The organism is Kitasatospora sp. NPDC056783 (genome assembly GCF_042789895.1).
GTDB lineage: Bacteria > Actinomycetota > Actinomycetes > Streptomycetales > Streptomycetaceae > Kitasatospora.
Map to the genome: position 1 here is coordinate 1 of NZ_JBHUAF010000215.1, position 8,612 is coordinate 8,612.

Here is an 8,612-nt window from a genome sequence, read left to right on the forward strand (position 1 = left end):
CAGCGGTCCCGCTTGGAAGGCGTCTCGGGCGTCTCAGGCGTCATGGTCGGCTCCTCACCGTTCGTCATCGTCGGGGCCGTCCAGTGCGGCGGTGTCGTCGGGGCCGTCCAGCGCGGCGGCTTCGAGTTCGCTCAGCACCAGGTCCTCCACCAGGTCCGCCAGGGCGGCCACGGTGCGGGAGACCAGTACGTCGCGGGGGGTGAGCGTGACGCCGAAGGCGTCGTTGGCGCGGGAGGCGATCAGCAGGGCCCGCATCGAGTCGCCGCCCAGCTGGAAGAAGTCGTCGGTGGCTCCGACGGCGGTGTGCAGGGTCTCGGCCCAGATCTCCGCCACGGCCTCCTCGGTGGGCGTGCGGGGCGCCACCCGTTCGGCCGGCTCGGCCTCGACCGGGCCGGGGGCGGGCAGCGCCGCGCGGTCGGTCTTGCCGCTCGCGGTGAGCGGGAAGCGGTCGAGCACCGCGAAGGCCGAGGGGACCATGTGGCCGGGCAGCGAGCGGGCGGCCAGGGCGCGCAGCTCGGCGCCGGTCGGCGGTTCGGCGCCGGGGGCGGCGAGCAGGTGGGCGACCAGCCGGGGCAGCCCGGGCTCGTCCTCCCGGACGCTCACCACGGCGTCCAGCACGGCCGGGTGGCGCACCAGCACCGCTTCCACCTCGCCCGCCTCGATCCGGTGGCCGCGCAGCTTCAGCTGGTGGTCGGCGCGGCCCAGGTAGTGCAGTTCGCCGTGGCGGTCGCGGCGCACCAGGTCCCCGGTGCGGTACATCCGGCCGCCGGGCGGGCCGTACGGGTCGGCGGTGAACCGGGTGGCGGTCAGGCCGGGGCGGCCGAGGTAGCCGCGGGCCAGGGCCGGTCCGCCCAGCCACAGTTCGCCGGGGACGCCGTCGGGCACCGGCCGCAGCCGGGCGTCCAGGACGTAGGCGCCGGTGCCGGGCAGCGGGCGGCCGATCGGCGGGGCGGCGCCGTCCGCGGTCAGCGGCGCCGACCAGGTGGCGACCACGGTGGCCTCGGTGGGCCCGTAGGAGTTGACCATCCGGTGGTGCGGGGCCCAGCGGGCGACCAGGTCGGCGCCGCAGGCCTCGGCGCCGACGATCAGGGTCTTCAGCGCGGGCAGGCTGCCGGGGGTGTCGGCCGGCAGGGTGGCCAGCGCGGCGGGCGGCAGCAGGGTGTGGGTGATCCGCTGCTCCCGGAGCAGCTCGGCCAGCGGGGCGCCGAGCAGCGGCCCGGGCTCGGGCACCACCAGCCGGGCGCCGTGCGGCAGGGCCAGGCACAGTTCCAGCACCGAGGCGTCGAAGCTGGGGGTGGCGAAGGCCAACACCCTGTCCCCTGCGCCGACTTGGTAGTGCTCGGCCTCGGCGGCGGCGAAGCCGGCCAGGCCGCGGTGGGTGACCACGACGCCCTTGGGGGTGCCGGTGGAGCCGGAGGTGAAGATGACGTACGCGGGGTCGTCCGGGTCCAGCGGGCGGGTGCGGTCGGCGTCGGTGGGGCGGTGGCCGGGCGCTCCGTGGGGATCGGCGGCCAGCAGGTCCGCCACCTCCTTGGCGTCCAGGGTCAGCGCGGGGGCCGCGTCGCGCAGCATCACCGCGATCCGCGCCTCGGGGTAGTGCGGGTCGACGGGCAGGAAGGCGGCGCCGGTCTTCGCCACCGCCAGTTCGGCCAGCAGCATCTCGGCCGAGCGGGGCAACAGCAGGGCGACGGTCTCCCCGGGGCCCGCGCCGCGCGCGATCATCCGGTGGGCGAGGCGGTTGGCGTGGGCCTCGGCCTCGGCGAAGGTGAGGTCCCGGCCGGCTGCGCTCAGGGCGACGGCCCGGGGCCACCGGTCCGCGGCGGCCTCGACCAGGGCGGGCAGGGTGGCCGGGGGCGGCGGGGCGAGCGCCGGGCGGGCCTGGCCGCGCAGCAGCCGCTGCCGTTCGCCGGGCGGCAGCAGGTCCAGCTCGTCCAACCGGGTGGAGCCGTCGGAGTCCGCCAGCGCGGACAGGGCGTGCAGCAGCTGGGCGGCCAGCCCCTCGGCGGTCTCCCGGTCGAGGAAGCGGGGGTCGTGGCCGAGTTCCACGGCGAGCCGCTCGCCCGGCGAGACGACCACGGTGAGCGGGTAGTTGGTGGCCTCCCGGGCGTCCAGGTCGCGCACCAGCAGGCCGTAGGCGCCGGCCGTGGCGTCGCCGACCGGGTAGTTCTCGAAGACCACCAGGCTGTCGAACAGCTCGGTGCCCGGCTGGAGTTGACTGAGTCCGTGCATCCGCGACAGCGGCAGGTGGTCGAACCGGCGGTCCTCGGCCCGCCCCTCCTGGAGGGTGCGCAGCCAGTCGGCGCACGGCTGCCGGCCGTCGACGGCGACCCGGGCGGGCAGCGTGGTGATGAACAGGCCGACGATGCCGTCGGAGCCGGCCAGGTCGGTGGGCCGGCCGGAGACGGTGGTGCCGAAGCAGACCCGCTCCTCCCCGCTCCAGCGGGACAGCAGCAGCGCCCAGGCGCCCTGCACCACGGTGTTGAGGGTGAGCCGGTGGCGTCGGGCGAACTCCTGGATCCGCTCGGTCCGCGTCTCGTCCAGCCGGTGCGAGAGCCAGTTCCCGGAGCGGGCGGTGTCTCCCTGGGCGGGCCGGCGGTCGTAGGGCAGCGCGGTGGGGGCGGCGAGGCCGGCGAGCGCGGCGCGCCAGTGCTCGACGGCGGCGCCGGTGTCGCGGGCGGCGAGCCAGCCGACGTAGTCGGCGAAGGGCCGGCGCTCGGGCAGGACGGGCCGCTCGCCCCGGGCGAGCGCGCCGTGGGCTGCCAGCACGTCGGCGAGGACGTGGAAGACGCTCCAGCCGTCCAGCAGCACGTGGTGGAAGGCCCAGACCACCCGCACCGCGTCCGGGCCGAGCCGGACCAGGTCGAGCTTCAGCAGCGGTGCCCGGTGCAGCGGCAGCGGGCGGGCCCGCTGTTCGGCGAGCAGTTCCTCCAGCCGGGCCTCGCGCTCCGGTTCGCCCAGGGCGCTCCAGTCGTGCTCGGCGACCGGGAGCACGGCCTCCCGGTGGACCACCTGGAGCGGCGCCGGCACCCCGCTGAGCACCACCGAGGTGCGCAGCACCGGGGTGTGGTCGACGACGTGCCGCCAGGCGGCGGCGAGCAGTCCGACGTCCCGGGCTCCGTCCAGCACGAAGGTGATCTGCTCGACGTACAGACCGTGTTCGGCCTCGTCCAGGCCGTGCAGCACCATGCCGGTCTGGGTGGGGGTGAGCGGCTGGATCTCCGCCACCTCCCGGCCGGTGCCGGCCAGCCGGTCGACGGCCGCCTGGTCGAGGCCGGCCAGCGGGAAGTCCGACGGGGTGCGGCCGCCGGCGCCGGGTTCGGCGCAGTGGCGGACGATCTCCCGCAGCTCGTCCAGCAGTTCGGCGGCCAGCCGGGCGACGGTGGCGCGGTGGTGCACCGCGTGGGAGTAGGACCAGGTGAAGGAGAGCCGGCCCTCGGCGACCTGCCCGAGCACGTCCAGCAGGTGCGGGCGCCGGGCGGTGCGGTCCATGCCGCCGGTGAGCGGGCCGGCCGGGGCGTGCAGCAGGCCGCCGGGGGTGGCGGTCCGGTCCTGCCGGCCCAGGTAGTTGAAGCCGAGCTGCGGCAGGTCCAGTTCCGGGGCGGGCCGCAGGTGGCGCAGGGCGCCGTGGCCGAGGCCGCCGTACGGGACGGCCCGCAGGCTCTCCTTGACGGCCTTCAGGGCGGCGCCGGGGCCGGCGTCCCGGGGCAGGTCCAGGGCGACGGGGTGGAGGGTGGTGAACCAGCCGACGGTGCGGGACAGGTCGAGGCCGTCGAAGAGTTCCTCGCGGCCGTGGCCCTCCAGGGCGACGACCACCCGGCCCCGTCCGGTCCAGCGGGTCAGCACCCGGCCGAGGGCGCAGAGCAGGACGTCGTTGATCCGGGTGCGGTAGGCCTCCGGGACGTCCTGGAGCAGCCGGCGGGTGTCCTCGGCGCCGAGGGTGAAGGTCAGCGACTCCTCGGTGTCGGCGGTGTTGGGGCCGTCCAGGTCGACGGGCAGTCCTTCGTCCACCAGTCCTTGCCAGTAGGGGAGTTCGGCATCGAAGCCACCGGATGCGGTGTGCGCGTCGAGCCGTTCGGCCCAGGTCCGGAAGGAGGTGCTCTTGGCTCCGAGGTCGGGCCGCTCGCCCGTGCTCAGCGAGCGGTGGGCGCGCTCCAGGTCCTCCAGCAGGATGCGCCACGACACCGCGTCGACCACCAGGTGGTGCGCGGCCAGCAGCAGCACCGGGCGGGGATCGCCGTCGAAGTGGCAGAGGGCGGCCCGCAGCAGCGGTCCGGCGGCCAGGTCGAAGCCCTCGGCGAGCTGCTCGCCCAGCCGGCGCAGCACGGCCTCGCGCTCCTCGCCCTCGGCGGCGGGCAGGTGGTGCGGGCGCAGTTCGGGCGCCTGGCCGGGTGCGGTGCCGTGCTGGCGCCACCGGCCGTCGGCGAGCGGTTCGAAGCGCAGCCGCAGCGCGTCGTGGTGTTCCAGGACGGCGGCCAGCGCGGCCCGCAGGGTGCTCTCGTCACCGGAGGGGGCGAGGGTGAAGGAGACGGACTGGGTGAGCGCGGCCGGGTCTCCGTCGAGGGTGTCCAGCAGCCAGTGCTGGACCGGGGTGAGCGGGGCCTCGCCGACCACCGCTCCCTGTTCGGCGGCGAGTTCGGGGCGCGGTGACCGCTCGGCGGCGCGGGCCAGCTCGGCCAGGGTCTGGTGGGCGAACAGGTGCCGGGGGGTCAGCGCCAGGCCGGCCCGGCGGGCCGCCGAGACGACCTGGATGCCGAGGATGGAGTCCCCGCCGAGCGCGAAGTAGTTGTCGTCCGCGCTGACTTCGGGCACGCCGAGCACCTCGCGCCAGATCGCGGCCAGGGCGTGTTCGGCCTCGGTGCGCGGCGGCCGGTCGCCGCCGGTGGCCGTGGCGGTCCACACCGGTGCGGGCAGCGCGCGCCGGTCGAGCTTGCCGGTGGCGCCGAGCGGCAGCCGCTCCAGCGGCAGCACCAGGGCGGGCACCAGGTGGTCGGGGAGGGTGCGGCCGAGGAAGGCCCGCCATTCGGCCGGGTCGGGCAGGGCGCCCTCGCGGGGCACCGCGTAGCCGACCAGTCGCTTGTGGCCGTCCTGGTCGACCACCCGGGCGGCGGCGCCCGCGACCCGCGGGTGGCGGGCCAACGCGGCCTCGACCTCGCCGAGTTCGATCCGGAAGCCGCGCACCTTGACCTGGTCGTCGGCCCGGCCGAGGTAGTGGAGGTCGCCGGAGGCGCTCCAGCGCACCCGGTCGCCGGTGCGGTACATCCGGGCGCCGGGCGGGCCGAACGGGTCGGGCAGGAAGCGCCCGGCGGTCAGCCCGGGGCGGCGCAGGTAGCCGCGGGCCACGCCGGTGCCGGCCAGGTACAGCTCCCCGGGCGCGCCGACCGGCACCGGGCGCAGCCGCCCGTCCAGGACGTAGGCCCGGGCGCCGCCGATCGGCCGGCCGATCGGCGGGTCGCGGTCCGGGTCGGCCGGGTCGCAGGGGTGGGCGGTGGCGTAGACGGTGGCCTCGGTGGGCCCGTAGATGTTCAGCACCCGGCAGCCGGGGACGGCCTCGCGGACCTGGCGCACGGTTCGGGCGGGCAGCCCTTCGCCGGCCAGCACCACGGTGTCGGCGGCGAGTCGCACGGCGCCGTCGGCGAGCAGTCCGCCGAGGGCGGAGGGCACCGCGCTGAGCAGCCCGGCCCGCCAGGGGCCGGGGTGCTCGGCGAGGGCCAGCAGGTCCCGGACGAGTTCCACGCAGCCGCCGGAGAGCAGCGGCGCGAAGATCTCGAACACCGACACGTCGAAGTTCAGCGAGGTGGCGGCGATCACGTGCTCCAGGCCGTGGCCGGTGAACTCGGCGGCGGCCCAGTCGGTCAGGGCGAGCACCGAGGCGTGGGCGACCACGACGCCCTTGGGGCGTCCGGTGGATCCGGAGGTGTGGATGACGTACGCGGGGTGCTCCGGCCGCAGGGCGGCGCGCCGCTCCTCGTCGCGCACGGCGTCGGCGCGGGCGGCGGCCAGCCGTTCCCGGCAGGCCGGGTCGTCCGGCAGGATCCGGGTGAACGGGCCGTCCGGCAGCCGTTCGCCGGCGGTGGCGTCGGTGATCACGGCGGCGGGCCGGACGTCGTCGAAGAGGTAGGCGATCCGCTCGGCCGGGTACCCGGGGTCGACCGGCAGGTACCCGGCGCCGCTCTTGAGCACCGCGAGCAGGGCGACGGCCAGGTCGGCGGTGCGGGGCAGCGCGAGCGCGACGAAGCTCTCGGGGCCGGCCCCGGCCTCGATCAGCAGCCGGGCCAGCCGGTTGGAGCGCTCGTCCAGCTCCCGGTAGCTCAGCGGTTCCTCGCCGGAGCGGACCGCCGGGGCGTCGGGGGTGCGGGCGGCCTGCCGGGCGAAGGCCTCCGGCAGGGTGCCCCCGGGGCCCGTCGGCGACACCGCGCCGCCGAGGCGTTCCAGCAGTTCGCGCCCCGTTTCCGGCTCCAGCAGCGGCAGTTCGCCCGCCGGCCGGTCGAGGCCGGCCGCCATGCCCGCCAGCAGGGTGCGCAGGCTCGCCCCGAGCCCTTCGACGGTGGCGGCGTCGAAGGCGTCCGGGTCGTGGTCGAGGCTGACCTCGATGTCGGCGCCGGGTGCCACCACCACGCTGAGCGGGTAGCTGGTCGGTTCCAGCACGCTCTCGGTCTCCACGCCGAGGCCGTGCCGGGTCAGCGAACCGGCATCGAAGGGGTAGTTCTCGAAGACCACGATGCTGTCGAACAGGGCGGTGCCGCCGGGCAGTTCGCTCCAGGTCTGGAGCTGGGCCAGCGACACGGCGTCGTGCCGCCGGGCCTCGGACTGGGTGTCCTGCACCTCGCGCAGCCAGTCCAGCAGCGGGCGCCGGCCGTCGATCCGGACCCGGGTCGGCAGGGCGTTGATGAACAGCCCCACCATCGAGGTGACGCCGGGCAGTTCGGCGGGCCGGCCGGAGACGATGGTGCCGAACACCACGTCGTCCCCGCCGCCGTAGCGGGAGAGCAGCAGCCCCCAGGCGCCCTGGAGCACGGTGTTGACGGTCAGCCCGGCCTGCCGGGCGGTGGTGCGCAGCCGTTCGGACAGCTCGGGGCCGAGGGCGACCCGCACGGTGGCCGAGGAGGAGGCGCGGTGGGCGCCGGCCGGGCGGCGGTCCCGGGGCAGGTCGGTGGGGGCGGGGAAGCCGGCCAGGGTGGCGCGCCAGTACCGCTCGACCTCCGCCCGGTCCTGGCCGGCCAGCCAGCGCAGGTAGTCGGCGTAGGGTGCCCGCTCGACGGGGACGGGCCGGCGGCCGGAGGTCAGCGCGGCGTAGCGCTCGCACACCTCGTCGAAGACCTGGGCGGCGCTCCAGCCGTCCAGCAGCACGTGGTGGAAGGTCCACACCAGCCGCACGCTGGTCGGGGTCAGCCGGATCAGGGTCAGCCGCAGCAGCGGTGCGCCGGCCAGGTCGATCCCGGCGGCCCGGTCCTCGGCGAGCAGCCGGGCGGTGTCCCGTTCGACCTGCTCGGCGGGGCGGCCGGTCCAGTCGTGGTGGGCCACCGGGAGGGCGGCCCGGTGCTGGACGACCTGGAGCGGTTCGGCGCCGTCCTGCCAGCTGAGCCGGGTGCGCAGGATGGCGTTGGCGTCGGCGGTCCGCTGCCAGGCCTCGGCCAGCGCGTGCGGGTCGGTGACTCCGGTGAGCACCAGCCGCACCTGGTTGACGTAGGTGTCGCCGTCCGGGTCCAGCAGGCTGTGGAAGAGCATCCCGGCCTGCATCGGCGTCAGCGGGTAGACGTCGGCGACGCCGCGCCCGTCCCCGGCGATCCGGTCCACCGCCGCCTGGTCGAGCCGGGCCAGCGGGAAGTCCGACGGGGTGCGGCCGCCGGCGGTGGGCTCGGCGCAGTGGGCGACGATCTCCTCCAGCGCCCGCAGCATGGCCTCGGCGAGCCCGCCGACGGTCTCCGGGCGGTGCCGCCCGGCGCTGTAGTACCAGCCGATCTCCAGCCCGCCGTCCTCGACCCGGGCGACCACGTCCAGCAGGTGCGGGCGCTCGGTGCCGGGGGCCTCCGTGCCGCCGAGGCCGCCGGGGACGGCGCGGACCAGGGCGGCCCCGTCGGCGGACCAGTCGAAGCGGCCCAGGTAGTTGAAGCTGATGCCGGGGGCGGGCGCGTCGGCGAGCGCCCCGTCCCGGGCGAGGTGGCGCAGCGCGCCGTATCCGAGGCCGCGGTCCGGCACCGCCCGCAGCTGTTCCTTGACGGCCTTCAGGGCGGTGCCCCAGTCACCCGCCGGGACGTCGAGGGCGACGGGGAAGAGCGAGGTGAACCAGCCGACGGTCCGGGACAGGTCGAGGCCGTCGAACAGCCGGTCCTCGCGGCCGTGTCCCTCCAGGCCGACGGCGACGGTGGGCCGCCCGGTCCACTCGGCGAGCACCCGGCCGAGGGCGGTGAGCAGCACGTCGTCGATCCGGGTGCGGTAGACCCCGGGGACCCGCCGCAGCAGCGCGTCGGTGCGTTCGCGGTCCAGCCGGACGGTCACCTCGCGCAGGTCGGCGGCGGTGTTGCCGCCCTCGCCGTCCACCGGCAGCGGCTCGGCGCAGGCCCGGGCGGCGGCCGTCCAGTGGTCGCGCTGTCCGGCGAAGCCGCCGGCGGCGG

Annotated in this window: 1 protein-coding gene; it reads right to left on the reverse strand. The window is 76.8% G+C overall.

Annotated elements, in window-relative coordinates; all coding sequences use genetic code 11:
• Window positions 1–54: 54 nt before the first annotated feature.
• On the reverse strand, window positions 55–8,612 hold an 8,558-nt coding region (locus ACFRMQ_RS26140), incomplete at its 5' end, for an amino acid adenylation domain-containing protein (RefSeq protein WP_380733074.1).